The organism is Spiribacter onubensis (assembly GCF_040838425.1).
GTDB classification, from domain to species: Bacteria; Pseudomonadota; Gammaproteobacteria; order Nitrococcales; family Nitrococcaceae; genus Spiribacter; species Spiribacter onubensis.
The window spans coordinates 639,290-654,614 of the sequence record NZ_JBAKFI010000001.1; the positions used below are offsets into that span (position 1 = coordinate 639,290).

Consider the following 15,325-nt stretch of genomic DNA (forward strand, 5'->3'; position numbering starts at 1 on the left):
ACCTTCACCTTTTAGGGAAGGATCACCCATGGAAGTCAACATCGCCGAAGCCAAGGCACAGCTCTCTAAATTGATCGCTCAGGCCTACCACGGGGAAAAGGTCACCATCTGTAAAAACAATCTTCCCCTCGTGGATCTGGTCGCCCACAAACCCGAGGGCAAACGCAGACTCGGCCTGCTGAAGGGTCAATTCGTCACTCCAGACGAATTCTTCGAAGCGGATCGTGAAATCGAAGACATGTTCTTTGGAGAGGACAGGTGAAACTGCTGCTGGACACCCACATTTTTCTGTGGGCCCTGTCCGAACCGCATCGGCTCACCAGCACACAGCGCTCCGAGATCGAGGATCCGAGCAATAAGGTCTATCTGAGCTCGATTTCCGTGAGTGAACTGGCAATCAAGGCCTCGCTCGGCAAGTTGCCCCTGACTTTCGATCCACTTGAAGTGGCCGAGCAAAGTGGCTTCTCGCTCCTGGACTTCTCAGCGTATGAGGCGATGCTTCTGCACCAACTGCCGTTCCATCACCGAGACCCCTTTGATCGGATGCTAATCACGCAGTCCATCGCGAAAGGACTCACGATCGCCACTCAGGACCCCCTCTTCGAACACTATCCGTGCCCCATTCTCGCTTGATGGGTTAAACAAAAACGCCCCGGCCGATCCGACCGAGGCGTTCAGTGGGGCCGGCCGACGACCGGCACACCGATCACATGGACGGCTCGAAGACCTCCACGGTCACATACTCGCCATCTTCGATGACCCAATGGCCAAAGGTACCGGCGACATCGCCGTTGGCGTCGTAGTCGACGCTGCCGGAAGCACCCTGATAGTTGATCGGCTCACCCGCATTGACGAGCTCCACGGCCACGTCAAACTGACCGGGACCGACGGTCATACCCTCCGGATCGTTCACGGCGCGCAGATGGTCACGGATCGCCACCGGATCGGTGCTGTCGGCGAGCAGAGCCGCCAGCGCGATGGTGTACACCGCATCATAGGCCGTATCGATGTAGGGCACGGGTGGCAGCTCGCCATAGGCCGCCTCGTAGGCGCTGCGGAAATGCTGCGCGGCGTTCGTGTCATCACGGGCCTCCGGCACCGTGCCAAAGCTTCCGTTGAGGAACTCTGCGCCCAGGTTCTCGACAATCTGCGGCGACTTCATGCCGTCGGTGAACATGAACTGGCTGAAGTAGCCGCCTTCCAGCGCCTGACGCAGGATGGTCTGGCCATTCTCCGGATAACCGATCAGCAGCAGCGGCGATTCGCCGTCCGAGACCTGGCTCAGCTCACCGCGGTAGGAGGCCATGCCCGGCTCGTAGCCGGTGCGACCGACCACGCTGCCGCCTGTGGCCTCGAACGCCTCCGTAAAGGCGTCGGCAAGGCCCTCGCCGTAGTCATTGTTGATATAGAGAATGGCGACGCTTTCGATGCCCTCATCCGCGGCCACCGAGGCGAGCGCGGTGCCCTGGAAGGCATCCGACGGCGTGGTGCGGAACAGGAAGTCATTATCCTCGAGGGTGGTCATCACCGGCGAGGTGGAGGCACCGGAGATCTGCGGCACACCCTCGACCGAGGTGACGCTGCTCGCCACCGGGATCGTCACGCCGCTGGAGAGCGCGCCGACGATTGCCGAGACATCCTGCACGGAGACCAGCCGCTGCGCCGCGTCCACGCCGGCCTGTGGCTCAGTCTGGGTATCGGCGATCTCGATGACCACCTCCTGACCCATGACACCGCCCTCGGCGTTGATCTCGCTGGCGGCCAGCTCGATGCCGTTGCGCGAACTCTCACCATAGGCCTGCAGATCGCCGGTGAGGGGCAGCAGCGCACCGATGCGCAGCTCCGCCTGTGCCGCGCCTGCGGCCATGACCAGGGACAGGGCGCCCAGCGCGCCCGCTAGCTTGGCGTTTATTCTCATGTCCAACACTCTCCGCTGGATAACTGTGGATTGGGCAAGGGTCGAGAATACGCAGCCCAGCGACGGAAGGCAAAGCCGCCACAGGCCGATGCCAGCGCTTCGATGGCGGGTCGCTCAGGCGCTCTGCCAGGCGCCGGTCCCGGCCTCGCCACGGGCCGTCTCCAGTGCCTCTTCAGCCTCCAGCCATTCGGCCTCGGCGGACGCCTTTTCCTGGCGCAGCCGACCCTGCTCGCGGAGCAGATCATTGAGCACATCGCTCGCCGGATCGGCATAGAGGGCCGGATCGGCGAGCCGGGTCTCGACCTCCCCCAGCGCCGCATCCAGCTTCTCGATCCGCGTCTCGGCGGCCCGCACCCGCTTTTCCATCGGCCGCAGCGCCGCCTTGGCCTGCGCGACGGCCTGGCGCCGGGCACGACGGTCATCACGGGATTGGCTGACCGCCGGCGGCTCATTCGGCAGCGACACCGGCGCCGCATCGCTCTGCCCGCTGACCGATGCCGATGACGACTCAGTGACGTCCTGACCCACCGTCCGCGTGGCGCGGCGGGCCTCACGCTCGTCCCGCGCCAGCCAGCCCCGATAGTCATCGAGGTCACCCTTGAACGCAGTGACGCCCCCGCCCGCCACCAGCCAGTAATCAGCCACCGTGCTCTCGAGCAGGTAGCGGTCATGGGAGACCACCACCACGGCACCCTCGAAGCCCTGCAAGGCCAGATTGAGGGCGTGACGCATCTCCAGATCGAGGTGGTTGGTGGGCTCATCGAGGAGCAGCAGGTTGGGCGCCTGCCAGACCAGCATGGCCAGCACGAGCCGCGCCTTCTCCCCACCGGAGAACGGCGCGACCGGATCCAGCGCCTGATCGCCGTTGAAGTCGAAGCCGCCGAGGAAGTCCCGCAGCCGCTGCGGCTCGGCATCGGGGCTGATGCGCTGGAGATGCAGCACCGGGCTCGCTTGCGGGTCGAGCTGCTCGAGCTGGTGCTGGGCGAAATAGCCCACCCGCAGGTTGCGGGCGCGCTGGATGCGTCCATCGAGCGGCGCCAGATCACCGGCCAGCGCCCGGATCAGCGTCGACTTACCGGCGCCATTGCGCCCCAGCAGGCCGATCCGGTCACCCGGCGCCAGCGTCTGGCGAAGCCCGGCGAGGATCGGCGTGTCGCCATAACCCAGGCTGAGGTCCTCGAAGCCGATGAGGGGATTACCAGCAGCCGGCGCCGCGGGGAAATCGAAGTGGAAGGGCGAGTCGACATGAGCCGGCGCTACCCGTTCCATGCGCTCGAGCGCCTTGATCCGGCTCTGCGCCGCCCGCGCCTTGGTGGCCTTGGCGCGAAAGCGGTCGATGAACCGCTCCATGTGGGCGATCTCGCGCTGCTGGCGATCATAGAGCGCCTGCTGCTGGGCGAGACGCTCCGCGCGCTGGCGCTCGAAGGCGCTGTAGCCACCGCTGTAGTGATGCAGCCGGCGATGCTCGATGTGCACGATGCCCTCGGCCACGTTGTCGAGGAAATCCCGGTCGTGAGCGATGAGAATGAGCGTGCCCTGATAGGCCTGAAGCCACTGCTCAAGCCACAGCACCGTCTCCAGATCCAGGTGGTTGGTGGGCTCATCGAGCAGCAGCAGATCCGAGGGCGCCATCAGCGCCCGTGCCAGATTGAGCCGCACCCGCCAGCCACCGGAGAAGGCCGCCACGGGCTGCGTCTGCACTGCCGACTCAAAGCCCAGACCATGGAGCAGCGCGCCGGCCCGGGCCAGGGCGTCATAGCCGCCCGCCGCCTCCAGGTCGGCATGGGCGTGGGCGATGCGCTCACCCTCACCGCTCTCCTGGGCCGCCTCCACCTCGGCCTCGGCGGCGCGCAGACGCTCATCCCCGTCGAGCACGAACTCGATCGCGGGCCTCGGCAGCCCCGGCGTCTCCTGCGCCATCCAGGCCAGCCGCCAGTCCGCCGGCATCGAGACCTCGCCGGCATCCACGGAGAGCTCCCCGCGCAACAGGGCGAAGAGGGTGCTCTTGCCGGTGCCGTTGGCTCCCACCAGACCCAGCTTGCTGCCGGCATGCACGGTAAGCCTGGCATCCTCGAGCAGCGGGTCGGGACCGCGGCGGAGCGTGATGTTGCTTAGCTGGATCAATCCGGATACTCCCCGCAGCGCCAGCACTGGGCAAACTGCCCCTCGATCGTCTCGCCGCAGCCGGGACAGACCCACGGCGCAGGCGCCGGCCCGACGGGCTCGACCACCTCATCAATCAGGCGCCGCGCCACCGCCGCATCGTCGGCATCCACCCAAATCTCCGGCCAGGCCTCCAGCGGCGGAATCTCGCCGGCACCGCCCACCAGATGGCGGTTGCGGACAAAGCAATGGATGCCGCGCTCGCTGAGGATGGATTCGATATGGCCGGCGATGAGCGGGTCAGCGACCGTAAAGACGCGCTCCAGGTTGCCCCCTGCCTTTTCCATCGCGAGAGGCTAACATAGGCCGGATGAATGACCTCGAGAGAATCGCCGATCGCCTGGACACCCTGCTCGATCGAGTGGAAGGGCTGCTGCCGCCGAGGCCCACCGGGATCGACTGGCAACGCAGCCACGCCGCACGCTGGATCCATGGCGCCAGTGGCGGGGGGCTGGAGCCCGTGCCACACACTCACCCCATCCGCCTGGACGCCCTGCAGCATATCGAGCGCCAGCGCGATGCGGCCGACCTCAACACCCGGCAGTTTCTGGCGGGTCTGCCCGCCAACAACGTGCTCCTCTCCGGTGCCCGCGGCACGGGCAAGTCATCGCTCATCAAGGCGCTCCTGAATGAATACGCCACCGAGGGCCTGCGACTGATCGAGGTCGAGCCGCAGTATCTGGTGGAGCTGCCGCGCATCATCGCGGCGGTGGCCCAGCGCCCGGAGCGTTTCATCCTGTTCTGCGACGATCTCTCCTTCGAGGCCGATGATCCGAGCTATAAGGCCCTCAAGGCGGCCCTCGACGGCTCCATCGCAGCGCCACCTGAGAACCTGCTGATCTACGCCACATCGAACCGCCGCCATCTCCTGCCGGAATACTTCTCTGAGAATGAGCAGGCGCGCATGGTCGACGGGGAAATCCACCCCGGCGAGGCGGTGGAGGAGAAGATCTCCCTATCCGAGCGGTTCGGCCTGTGGCTTTCCTTCCAGCCCTTCGATCAGCAACGCTACCTGGATATCTGCGCGGCCTGGATTGACGGGCTACAGGCGCCACCCGCCCCGCCCATGTCGGACTGGCGGGCCGACGCCCTGCGCTTTGCCCTCGAGCGCGGCTCGCGGAGTGGTCGCGTGGCGTGGCAGTTCGCACGCCACTGGGTGGGATCCAGAGGGCTCGTTTAGCCTGCCCTCTGCGGCCGCCGTCGCCAGACCCGCCATGCCAGAAAAACCGCCACCAGGCCCGCATAGATCAACGGCTCGGTCCAGCGATTGGCGCGAATGATCCAGAAAAAATGCACCAGCCCCAGGACCACCGCCGGGTAGACCAGCCAGTGCAGGCGCTTCCAGTTACGCCCGAGCCGCCGGATCCAGCCCTGGGTCGAGGTCAGCGCCAGTGGCAGCATGAGCAGGAGCGCGCTCATGCCCACCAGGATGAACGGGCGATCCATGATGTCGGCGAGGATAGTCGAGAGCACCAGACTATGCTCGAAGAGCGCATAGACCGTGAAATGCGAGGCCGCGTAGAAAAACGCCCAGAGCCCGATCTGGCGGCGCAGCCGGATCACCCAGGCGGCGCCGGTCAGCCAGCGCAGGGGCGTGACCGCGAGCGTGAGCACGAGAAAGCGAAGCGCCCACAGGCCGGACTGGTTGAGCAGCGTCTCGACGGGATTGACGCCCAGACCACCCCGCAACAGACCGCTGACGAGCAGAGCGGCCGGGAGGGCGCACACGGCAAACAGGGTGAGCCGGATGAGCCGCATCCGGCCTTTTGAAGGCGGACGGACCAGCGCCGGCGCCACCGCCGCCAGCCAGCCATTGGAAGCGCGGACGCTGCTCAATAGTACTTGCGCAGATCCATGCCCGCGTAGAGGTCGGCCACCTCCTCCTGGTAGCCGTTGAACATCAGCGTGTCCTGCTTGAAGAACTCGCCGATGCGACGCTCACGGGCCTGGCTCCAGCGCGGGTGGTTCACGTTGGGGTTCACGTTGGCGTAGAAACCGTACTCGTTGGGCGCGAGCAGGTTCCAGGTGGTCTCCGGCTCGGTCTCCTGAAAATGAATGTGCGCGATCGACTTGATGCTCTTGAACCCGTATTTCCACGGGACCACGAGCCGGATCGGTGCGCCGTTCTGCGAAGGCAGTTCCTTGCCGTAGAGCCCGACCGCGAGGAGGGTGAGCGGGTTCATCGCCTCGTCCATGCGCAGCCCCTCGGTGTAGGGCCAGTCAATGCTCGCCAGAAAGCTCATGCCGCGTGCGCGCTGGGCCGGAAAGACCTGCGGGTCGTATTTCGTGCTGAACTTCACGTATTTGGCGCGCGAGGTGGGCTGTGCGTGGCGGATCACCTCGGCGAGCGGCACGCCGTTCCAGGGGATGACCATGGACCACCCCTCCACGCAGCGCAGACGGTAGATCCGCTCCTCCAGCGTGAGGCCCCGCATGAAATCCTCAAATCCGAATTCCCCGGTATTCCCGGCCTCTCCGCTGACCGTCACCGTCCACGGCCGGTGCTCGAGTCGCCCGGGCGCCAGACGCATGGGATCATCCTTGCTGGAACCAAATTCGTAGAAATTATTGTAGGTGGTGACCTCCTCATAGGGGGTCAGTGCCTCATCGGTGCTGAAGTCGCTCCCGGGCATTTCACCCAGCGGCTCAAGCGCCTCCATGGGCTTGGCCATACTCCAGCCCGGCGCCAGCAGGGTGCCGGCCGCGGCCAGCGCCGAGGTGCGCAGGAAACGCCGGCGGTCGCGATAGAGCGACTCCGGGGTAATCTCGGAAGGGCGCACATCACTTGCGCGGCGTCGTTTGATGAGCATCCGACTTCCCTCTGCGTTCGATCACTCGGCTGGTAAGACCCCCAACGATGGCCGGAGTTCGGCGGCGGATCAAGCACCAATCGCCCAGCCGAGCGGCCATCGGGCGTTTAGGAATGGGCGCATCCAGGTGACGGCTCCAGTCATGCGGGTTATCCAATAGCCGTCGGGGCTATATGATTTCGGTGGTTGCAGTGGAGGACTATGTCTATCTCGTCCCGTTTATCGAGACCGAGGGAGAGATCTTTCTCAAAATCATCATCCCCAGCCGAAAGGCCATCCGACAGTACAGGGGGCAGACATGAGCAAAAAACACCGCTACGACGACGAGGAACTGGAGATCCTGCAGGCTGAAGAGGCAGGCGCGCTGAAAAGCGTCGACGACTCAGAGCAGCGCATCGAGGCACATCAGAGGGCGGCAAACGAGACGTTTAAGAAAGACCAGCGCCTGAATATCCGGATTTCCAGCCGCGACCTCAAGAACCTGAAGGCGCGCGCTCTGGAGGAAGGCATTCCTTATCAGACGCTAGCCGCGAGCCTGCTGCACAAGTACGTCAGCGGTCAGCTCGTCGAAAACCGGTGATGCTCAGGCGAGCGCGCGGCGGGCGTTACGGAACAGGCGCATCCAGGGGGCATCTTCGCCCCATTCAGCGGGACACCAGGAATGCTGGATGGTGCGGAAGACCCGCTCGGGGTGCGGCATCATGATGGTTACCCGGCCGTCCTCATTGCACAGGCCCGTCACGCCCAGTGGCGAGCCGTTGGGGTTGGCCGGGTAGCGCGAGGCGGGTTCGTCGGCGCCATCGATGTAGCGCAGCCCCACCAGATCCGCCGCCATGGCCTTGCGCGGCCCACTATCGGCGGCGAACACCGCTCGCCCCTCGCCATGGGCGACGACGATCGGCAGGCGTGAACCCGCCATGTCACCCAGCATGAGCGAGCGTGAAGGCAGCACTTCCACCTGCGAGAGACGGGCTTCGTACTGCCGCGAGCGATTGGCGCGAAAATCCGGCCACAGGCTGGTGCCGGGGATGATCTCGCGCAGTGCTGAGAGCATCTGGCAGCCATTGCAGACACCCAGCGCCAGGGTGTCGGGGCGGGCGAAAAAGCCCTCAAAGGCCTCGCGCAGCGTGGGGTTGAACAGAACCGTCCGCGCCCAGCCCTGACCCGCTCCGAGGACGTCACCGTAGGAGAAGCCGCCGCAGGCCACCAGCGCCTGGCAGTCCTGCAGGCGGGCCGGGTCAGCCATGAGGTCGGTGGTATGCAGATCCAGCGGCCCGAAGCCGGCGCGCTCGAAGGCCGCAGCCATCTCGATATGGCTGTTGACCCCCTGCTCACGCAGCACGGCCACCCGCGGCCGGACCCCGGTGTTGATGAGCGGCGCGGCCACGTCCTCCGCCGGGTCGAAGGAGAGCTCGGCCCGCAGCCCGGGATCCTCGCGATCGGCGATGGCGGCATGGGCCTCCTCGGCGCAGTCGGGATCATCACGCAGTGCCTGAAGGTAGTGGCTTGTCTCATGCCAGACCTGCTCCAGCGCACCCAGCGGCTCGTCGAGCACCACCGCGCCGTGATGGCGGATGACCAGATGCCCGCCCTCGGTGGGCCGGCCAATGCGATGCAGACGATTACCGATGCCGGCCCTGTCGAAGGCGGCCTCAACCGCCTCGCGCTCGGCTTCCGCCACCTGCAGCACCACGCCGAGTTCCTCGGCGAAGGCGGCGGCGAGGGGATCATCCGCGAGCTCGGAGCAGTCCACAGCCAGTCCGCAGCGGCTGGCGAAGCCCATCTCGGCGAGGGTCACCAGCAGCCCGCCATCGGAGACATCATGCAATGCCGCCAGCCGCCCGTCCTCGAGCAGCGCCTGCACCGTATCGAAGCCGGCGCGGAACGCCGCCGGATCATCCAGGTCCGGCGCCTCTTCACCGAGCTGGCCATAGACCTGCGCCAGCGCCGAGCCGCCGAGGCGTCGACCCCCACCCAGATCCAGCAGGAACAGATGACTGTTCGGATCCGCCACCAGCTCAGGCGTTACGCCAAGGCGCGCATCCGCCACCGGCGCGAAGGCCGAGATCACCAGCGTGAGCGGCGAGATCACCGCCCGTTCCTCGCCGTCCGCGGCCCAGACCGTCTTCATCGACAGCGAGTCCTTACCCACCGGAATGGCGATGCCAAGCTCGGGGCAGAGCGCGCGGCCGACGGCGGCGACGGTGTCAAAGAGCCGCGCATCCTCGCCGGGGTGGTTGCAGGCGGCCATCCAGTTCGCTGAGAGGTTGACCTCGCGCAGACGGCCCACCGCCGCGCCCATGAGGTTGGTGAGCGCCTCGCCGATGGCCATCCGCCCCGAGGCGGGGGCATCGAGCAGAGCGACCGGACTGCGCTCACCCATGGCCATCGCCTCGCCGCGATAGCCGCTGTAATCCCCCAGGGTCATGCCGTAGTCGGCCACCGGCACCTGCCAGCGCCCGACCATCTGATCGCGGGCGGTGAGTCCGGTGACCGTGCGGTCGGCGATGGTGATCAGGAATTCCTTGCTGGCCACCGTGGGCAGGTGCAGCACCCGTTGGGCCGCCTCGGCGAGGCTCACCCCGACGAGCCCCAGCGGCTGGCGCGGCGGCGCGACATGATCGACCTCACGGCGCATCTTCGGCGGCTTGCCGAGGAGCAGATCCATGGGGATGTTCACCGGATAATTGTCGAACTCGCCATCGCCGAGGATCAGATCCCGCTCCTCGCTGGCCTCGCCGACCACGGCGAAGGGTGCCCGCTCGCGCTCGCAGAGCGCCTGGAAGGCCTCCAGCCGCTCGCCGTCGAGCGCGAGGACATAGCGCTCCTGGGCCTCGTTGCACCAGATCTCAAGCGGTGAGAGCCCGGCCTCGGCGCAGGGGATGGTGCGCAGCTCCAGACGCCCGCCGCGATCGGAGTCATCCAGCAGCTCGGGCAGCGCGTTCGAAAGCCCGCCGGCGCCGACGTCATGGATGGCGATGATCGGGTTGTCGTCGCCGAGCCGCCAGCAGGCATCGATCACCTCCTGACAGCGACGCTCCATCTCGGGGTTACTGCGCTGCACCGAGGCGAAATCCAGCGCCTCGGCACTCTGCCCGCTCGCCACCGACGAGGCTGCACCGCCGCCGAGGCCGATGAGCATCGCCGGGCCGCCGAGCACCACCAGTGGCGATCCCGGCGGCGCCATGCCCTTGTCCACCTGGCCCGGCCGGATCGCCCCCATGCCCCCGGCGATCATCACCGGCTTGTGATAGCCACGGATCTCATCACCGTGCGGGCCGGGCACGCGCTGCTCGTAGGTGCGGAAATACCCGCCAAGCTGCGGGCGGCCGAATTCGTTGCCATAGCGGGCGGCGCCGATGGGCCCGTCGAGCATGATCTCCAGCGCCGAGGCCATCCGCCCCGGGCGGCCATGATCCACCTCCCAGGGCTGCTCGGCGCCGGGAATGCGCAGGTTGGAGACGGAAAAACCGGCCAGTCCCGCCTTGGTGCGCGCCCCGCGGCCGGTGGCCCCCTCATCGCGGATCTCACCGCCCACGCCGGTGGCCGCGCCGGCAAACGGCGAGATGGCGGTCGGGTGGTTATGGGTTTCCACCTTCATGACCAGATGCGCCGGCTCGCTGACGTACCGATACACCCCGTCACTGCCCGGGAAATACCGGTCCACCTCGCCACCGGCCACCACCGCCGCATTATCGCTATAGGCGGAGAGCACCCCCTCGGGGCGGCTCGCATGGGTGTGGCGGATCATCGCAAAGAGCGACTCATCCATCGCCTCGCCGTCGATCACCCAGTCGGCGTTGAAGATCTTGTGCCGGCAGTGCTCGGAGTTGGCCTGGGCGAACATCATCAACTCAACATCGGTCGGGTTACGGCCGAGCGCCTGATAGTTCTCCACCAGATAGTCGCGTTCGTCGTCCGAGAGCGCCAGCCCCAACGCCGCGTCGGCGGCGATCAGCGCCTCGGCGCCGCCGCCCAGCAGGTCAATGGTCTGCAACGGCCGCGGCGAGTGCTCGGCGAAAAGCCCCTCGGCCTCGTCCAGATCGCTCAGCACCGACTCGGTCATGCGATCGTGCAGGGCCGCCGCCAGGGCCGATCGATCCCGGGGATCCAGTGCGCTGCCCTCGGCATCGGCGAGCGTGTAGGCCGTGCCCCGCTCGACCCGGCGGATCGCGGTCAGTCCGCAGTGATGGGCGATATCACCCGCCTTGCTCGCCCAGGGCGAGATGGTGCCCAGCCTCGGCACCACGATGAGTGCCGGCCCGTCATCCTCATCGCCACCCTCCATCGGGTGCGCACCGAGCAGGGCGCGCAGGCGGGTGAGCTCCGCTGCGCTCAGCGAGCGCTCCGGGTCGATGAAATAGAGACTGCACGCGTGGATCGTGGCCACGGCCGGCTCCGCGGCGCGGGCCTTCTGCAAAAGGCGCGTGTCACGCACCGGCTCGCGGGGCGCATCGGCGAGGAAAATCAGCATGGCGTCAGGGCTTCAGTTGTTCGGCGAGCACGGCCAGGACCTGGCGGCTGGCACCCCGGGCGGCCGGCTCGCCATCGGGCGTCTGCACGCTCACCCGCGATCCCTTGCCACGCTCCACCATCGCAATGCGATAGTCGCGCGGGGCGGACTCTGGCTCGTCCCGCCAGAACGCGAGGGAAGAGAGCATCCCGTCCCCATCCCCGTCACCACGCGACACCTCATCATCGGCGATCGAACTGTCGTAGCGGATGAGGTGAATGTGCTCCGCCCGGTCGGAGCTCACCAGTTCAAAACCGGTGCGATCCAGCGCCCGGCCGACAATGGCCCAGCCCGCCTCGAGCGGCAGCCCGAGGTCCAGCACGGGGCGGCCGTCGACATAGCTTAGTGCCGATTCGGGATCGGTCTCGATCTGCGTGCCGACGATCTCCACGCCGTCACGCGCCACAACGGCATCATCCCCGCTCTGCGTCGGGGCGGCTCTCAACTGCGCATCGGAGAGCACATCCGGCGGCTGGGCCAGCCGCTCGGCGATACGTTCTTCCTCGGTGGGCTCACCGCCCATCCAGCTACAGCCCGCCAGCAGGGCGGCCAGCGACATGGCGGCCAGATGCCTCACAGTGCGTCCGCCAGCTTCAGGGCCTGCCGAACGGTCTCGTGGTACTGCTCGGAGAGCGGCGTCATCGGCAGGCGCATGCCCGGGCCGATCAGGCCCATCTCGAGCAACGCCCACTTGACCGGGATCGGGTTGGTCTCGAGGAAGAGCGCGTTATGCAGGGCCGCGAGGCGCGCGTCCAGCGCCTCCGCCTCGGTCTGATCGCCGGCGAGCGCCGCGGCGCACATCCGGTGCATGAGCCCCGGTGCCACGTTGGCGGTCACCGACACGCAGCCCTTGGCCCCGGCGTTCATGAGCGCGAGGTTGCGGGCATCCTCCCCGCAGTAGACATCGATCCGGTCGCCGCAGCGCTCGATGATTTCCTCAGCGCGCTCCAGGCTGCCCGAGGCCTCTTTGATGCCAACGATGTTCGCGGTATCGGCCAGCCGGTCGACGGTCTCCGGCAGCAGATCGACGCCGGTGCGCCCCGGCACGTTATAGAGGATCTGCGGCATGGGCACGGCATCGGCGACATGGCGGAAGTGCTGATAGAGCCCTTCCTGGGTCGGCTTGTTGTAATACGGCGTGACCAGCAGCGCGGCCTCGCAGCCCGCCTCGAGGGCACACTCGGTAAGCTGCCGCGCCTCCCAGGTGGAATTCGCCCCGCAGCCGCCCATCACCGTAATCCGCCCGGCGGCGATCTCCACGGTGCGGCGCATGACGTGGCAGTGTTCCTCGTGGTCGAGGGTGGCCGATTCACCGGTCGTGCCCACCGCGACGATGGCGTCGGTGCCGCTCGCGATGTGGAATTCCACCAGCCGCTCGAGACCGGCCTCATCCAGGGCCCCGTCCTCGTGCATGGGTGTCACCATCGCGACCATGCTGCCCTGGAACATCGCCAAATCCCCTTAATCTGCGGTAATGCGCGGATGTTAGCCCTGCACCACGGGACTGACAAGCCGAGTGCCATCGGCACCGTGCTACACTCCGAACCCTTGTTCACGGGGTGTCAGCGAGACAGCGTCGGGCAGCGTCATGCAGAAGAATTTCCTGGTCATCTCCGCGCTGGGCGAGGATCGCCCGGGGCTGGTCAATGAACTCTCGCAACTGATCTCGGAGACCGGCTGCAGCATCGAGGACAGCCGCATGACCGTACTCGGCGGCGATTTCGCCATCGTCATGCTGGTCGAGGGGCGCTGGAACGAACTGGCCAAGCTCGAGGCGGGCCTGCCCTCCGCCGGACGTCGCCTGGGTCTCGCCGTGCAGGCGCGGCGCACGCACCCCGGCGCCCCGGCCGCCAATCTGCTGCCCTACAGCGTCGAGGTGGTCTCGGTGGATCATCCCGGCATCGTCCACCAGCTCGCCAATTTCTTCGCCAGCCGCGAGATCAACATCCGCGATCTGACCACCAGCACCTACGCGGCCGCGCACACCGGCACCCCGATGTTTCAGGTGCAGATGACGATTGATGTCTCCGCCGCGCTGCATATCGCCCGGCTGCGGGAGGAATTCATGGATCTGTGCGACCAGTTGAACCTTGACGCCATCATCGAACCGCTGAGGCAATAATCCCATGAGCGATGTCACCGTTAATCAGCCCGTTCCCGACTTCGAGCGCTCCACCGACACCGGCGAGCACTGGCGGCTTGCCGACCAGCGGGGCCGCTGGGTGGTGCTGTACTTCTTCCCCAAGGCGAGCACACCCGGCTGCACCGTCGAGAGCGAGGCGTTCCGCGATCTCGACCCGCGCTTCAGCGCCGCCAACGCGCAGGTGGTGGGCATCTCCCGTGACGGGCCGAAGGCGCTCGCCAACTTCCGCGCCAAGCACGACTTCCCCTTCCCGCTGCTGAGCGACAAGGACGAGTCGGTCTGCAACCTCTTCGGGGTGATGAAGGACAAGGTGATGTTCGGCAAGCCCGCCCGCGGCATCGAGCGCAGCACCTTCCTGATCGATCCCGAGGGCACGCTGCGCGAGGAATGGCGCAAGGTAAGCGTCGAGGGGCATGCCGAGGCGGTTCTCGAGAGCCTGACGGGTCACCAGAAGGGCTAGTGCCGGCATGCGCCGTGCCTGCCTGCTCGACACCTCGGTGCTGCTGCACGACCCGGCCGCACTGTTCCGCTTCGGTGAGCAGGACATCTACCTGCCACTGGCGGTTCTGCACGGCCTCGATGCCGCGCGCCATGGCAACAGCGAGGAGGCGCGCAATGCGCTGCAGGCGGCGCGCTTTCTCGACGAGCGCCTGGCCGGCATCGCGCCACGCGAGCTGGAGCGCGGCCTGCCGCTGGGCGAGGGCCTGGGCCGGCTCTACTTTCTCACCGAAGGCGATGCCGGGCACCCCACGCCGGTGCTGGCCGCCGCCCAGACCCTCACGCGCACCCACCCCGATGTCCATGTCACCGTGGTCGCCCGGGACATCAACCTGCGCATCCAGGCGAGCGTGCTCGGCCTGCACGCCACCGATCACGAGAGCGAGGCACCCCTGGATGATCCGGATCTGCTGCCCGGCGGGATTCATGCGATTGCCCCGCACGCCGATCCGGCCACCGCCGCCGGCGAGCTGGCCGCCCGCCCCAACGAATTCCTGGTCCAGGACGCGACGGCCTGGCGGTTGCAGCCCGATGCCGATGGCCGGCTCCAGCCCGTCCCGGTCACCGACTACGGGCCCGAGGGCGAGTCGGTCTGGGGCATTCACGCCCGCAACCAGCAGCAGGCCCTCGCACTCAACCTGCTCATGGACCCCACGATCGATCTGGTCACGCTCCTCGGCCCGGCCGGGACCGGCAAGACGCTGCTCACCCTCGCCGCGGGGCTCGCGCAGACGCTGGAGGTGCAGCACTACGACGAAATCCTCATGACCCGGGCCACGGTCGCCATCGGCGAGGACATCGGCTACCTGCCGGGCACCGAGGAGGAGAAGATGACGCCCTGGATGGGGGCGCTGATGGACAATCTCGAGATCCTGAGCGCCCCGGCCAGCGGCGCCGGCGGTGGCAGCCGCTGGGGACAGGCCGCCACGCAGGATCTGCTCCAGAGCCGCATCCGCATCCGCTCGCTCAATTTCATGCGCGGGCGCACCCTGCTCAACCGCTATATGGTGCTGGACGAGGCCCAGAACCTCACCCCGCAGCAGATGCGCACCCTCATCACCCGCGCCGGCCCCGGCACGAAGATCGTCTGCCTGGGCAATATCGCGCAGATCGACACACCGTGGCTCACGCCCACCACCTCCGGGCTCACCTACCTCGTCCGGCGCTTCCGGGACTGGCCCCACGGCGCCCATCTCACCCTCACCCGGGGCGAGCGCTCCCGCCTCGCCGCTCACGCCAGCGACGTGCTCTGATGATGTTTGCCGAGAGCGACTGAGCCG

Annotated in this window: 15 protein-coding genes; 7 read left to right on the top strand and 8 right to left on the bottom strand. The window is 67.1% G+C overall.

Annotated elements, in window-relative coordinates:
* The first annotated feature begins 28 nt into the window (after positions 1-28).
* Both V6X63_RS03130 and V6X63_RS03135 read left to right on the top strand, forming a co-directional pair.
* Positions 29-262: a type II toxin-antitoxin system Phd/YefM family antitoxin gene (locus V6X63_RS03130; RefSeq protein WP_367978077.1), complete on the top strand. Its 234-nt coding sequence runs from the start codon at positions 29-31 to the stop codon at positions 260-262.
* Positions 259-633, top strand: coding sequence for a type II toxin-antitoxin system VapC family toxin (locus V6X63_RS03135; RefSeq protein WP_367978078.1), 375 nt, complete (start codon positions 259-261; stop codon positions 631-633). Before V6X63_RS03130 ends, V6X63_RS03135 begins: the two co-directional genes overlap by 4 nt.
* Before the next feature lie 73 nt (positions 634-706).
* Here the strand turns inward: V6X63_RS03135 and V6X63_RS03140 are convergent, their stop codons facing one another.
* From V6X63_RS03140 to V6X63_RS03150, 3 genes are all read right to left on the bottom strand, one after another.
* The gene (locus tag V6X63_RS03140) at positions 707-1,918 is read right to left on the bottom strand and encodes an ABC transporter substrate-binding protein (protein WP_367978079.1); all 1,212 of its coding nucleotides are present in this window, start codon (positions 1,916-1,918) and stop codon (positions 707-709) included.
* Between the two features lie 114 nt (positions 1,919-2,032).
* A complete protein-coding gene (locus tag V6X63_RS03145) occupies positions 2,033-4,042 on the bottom strand; it encodes an ABC-F family ATP-binding cassette domain-containing protein (protein WP_367967126.1) in 2,010 nt (669 codons plus the stop codon).
* Entirely contained in the window at positions 4,039-4,368 is a 330-nt protein-coding gene (locus V6X63_RS03150) for a putative signal transducing protein (RefSeq protein WP_367967127.1), read from the bottom strand. The genes V6X63_RS03145 and V6X63_RS03150 overlap by 4 nt, the downstream gene beginning before the upstream one ends.
* Positions 4,369-4,391: 23 nt before the next feature.
* Between V6X63_RS03150 and V6X63_RS03155 the strand changes: the two genes are divergently transcribed.
* Positions 4,392-5,261, top strand: coding sequence for an ATP-binding protein (locus V6X63_RS03155; protein ID WP_367978080.1), 870 nt, complete (start codon positions 4,392-4,394; stop codon positions 5,259-5,261).
* On the opposite strand, the gene V6X63_RS03160 is transcribed toward V6X63_RS03155, so the two are convergent.
* On the bottom strand, positions 5,258-5,917 hold the full coding sequence (locus V6X63_RS03160) for a protein-methionine-sulfoxide reductase heme-binding subunit MsrQ (RefSeq protein ID WP_367978081.1): 660 nt from the start codon (positions 5,915-5,917) through the stop codon (positions 5,258-5,260). The two genes, V6X63_RS03155 and V6X63_RS03160, sit on opposite strands and share 4 nt — an antisense overlap.
* Complete coding sequence (msrP, locus tag V6X63_RS03165) at positions 5,914-6,891, bottom strand: protein-methionine-sulfoxide reductase catalytic subunit MsrP (protein WP_367978082.1); 978 nt, start codon at positions 6,889-6,891, stop codon at positions 5,914-5,916. Before msrP ends, V6X63_RS03160 begins: the two co-directional genes overlap by 4 nt.
* Positions 6,892-7,189: 298 nt before the next feature.
* On the opposite strand from msrP, the gene V6X63_RS03170 reads away from it, so the two are divergent.
* Complete coding sequence (locus V6X63_RS03170) at positions 7,190-7,471, top strand: antitoxin (RefSeq protein WP_367967131.1); 282 nt, start codon at positions 7,190-7,192, stop codon at positions 7,469-7,471.
* A gap of 3 nt (positions 7,472-7,474) precedes the next feature.
* Here the strand turns inward: V6X63_RS03170 and purL are convergent, their stop codons facing one another.
* The 3 genes from purL to dapA are packed head-to-tail and all read right to left on the bottom strand — an operon-like array spanning position 7,475 to position 12,853.
* Positions 7,475-11,365, bottom strand: coding sequence for a phosphoribosylformylglycinamidine synthase (purL, locus tag V6X63_RS03175; protein WP_367978083.1), 3,891 nt, complete (start codon positions 11,363-11,365; stop codon positions 7,475-7,477).
* Between the two features lie 4 nt (positions 11,366-11,369).
* On the bottom strand, positions 11,370-11,981 hold the full coding sequence (gene bamC / locus V6X63_RS03180; RefSeq protein WP_367978084.1) for an outer membrane protein assembly factor BamC: 612 nt from the start codon (positions 11,979-11,981) through the stop codon (positions 11,370-11,372).
* A complete protein-coding gene (gene dapA / locus V6X63_RS03185) occupies positions 11,978-12,853 on the bottom strand; it encodes a 4-hydroxy-tetrahydrodipicolinate synthase (protein ID WP_367967134.1) in 876 nt (291 codons plus the stop codon). Before dapA ends, bamC begins: the two co-directional genes overlap by 4 nt.
* Positions 12,854-12,992: 139 nt before the next feature.
* On the opposite strand from dapA, the gene V6X63_RS03190 reads away from it, so the two are divergent.
* Genes V6X63_RS03190 through V6X63_RS03200 form a run of 3 tightly spaced genes read left to right on the top strand, consistent with a single transcriptional unit; the run spans position 12,993 to position 15,298 of the window.
* Positions 12,993-13,526 carry a glycine cleavage system protein R gene (locus tag V6X63_RS03190; RefSeq protein WP_367967135.1) on the top strand — a complete coding sequence of 178 codons (534 nt, stop codon included), beginning with the start codon at positions 12,993-12,995 and terminating at the stop codon, positions 13,524-13,526.
* A 4-nt stretch (positions 13,527-13,530) separates the two neighbouring features.
* Entirely contained in the window at positions 13,531-14,007 is a 477-nt protein-coding gene (locus V6X63_RS03195; protein WP_367978085.1) for a peroxiredoxin, read from the top strand.
* A 7-nt stretch (positions 14,008-14,014) separates the two neighbouring features.
* Positions 14,015-15,298 carry a PhoH family protein gene (locus tag V6X63_RS03200; RefSeq protein ID WP_367978086.1) on the top strand — a complete coding sequence of 428 codons (1,284 nt, stop codon included), beginning with the start codon at positions 14,015-14,017 and terminating at the stop codon, positions 15,296-15,298.
* Positions 15,299-15,325 lie beyond the last annotated feature (27 nt).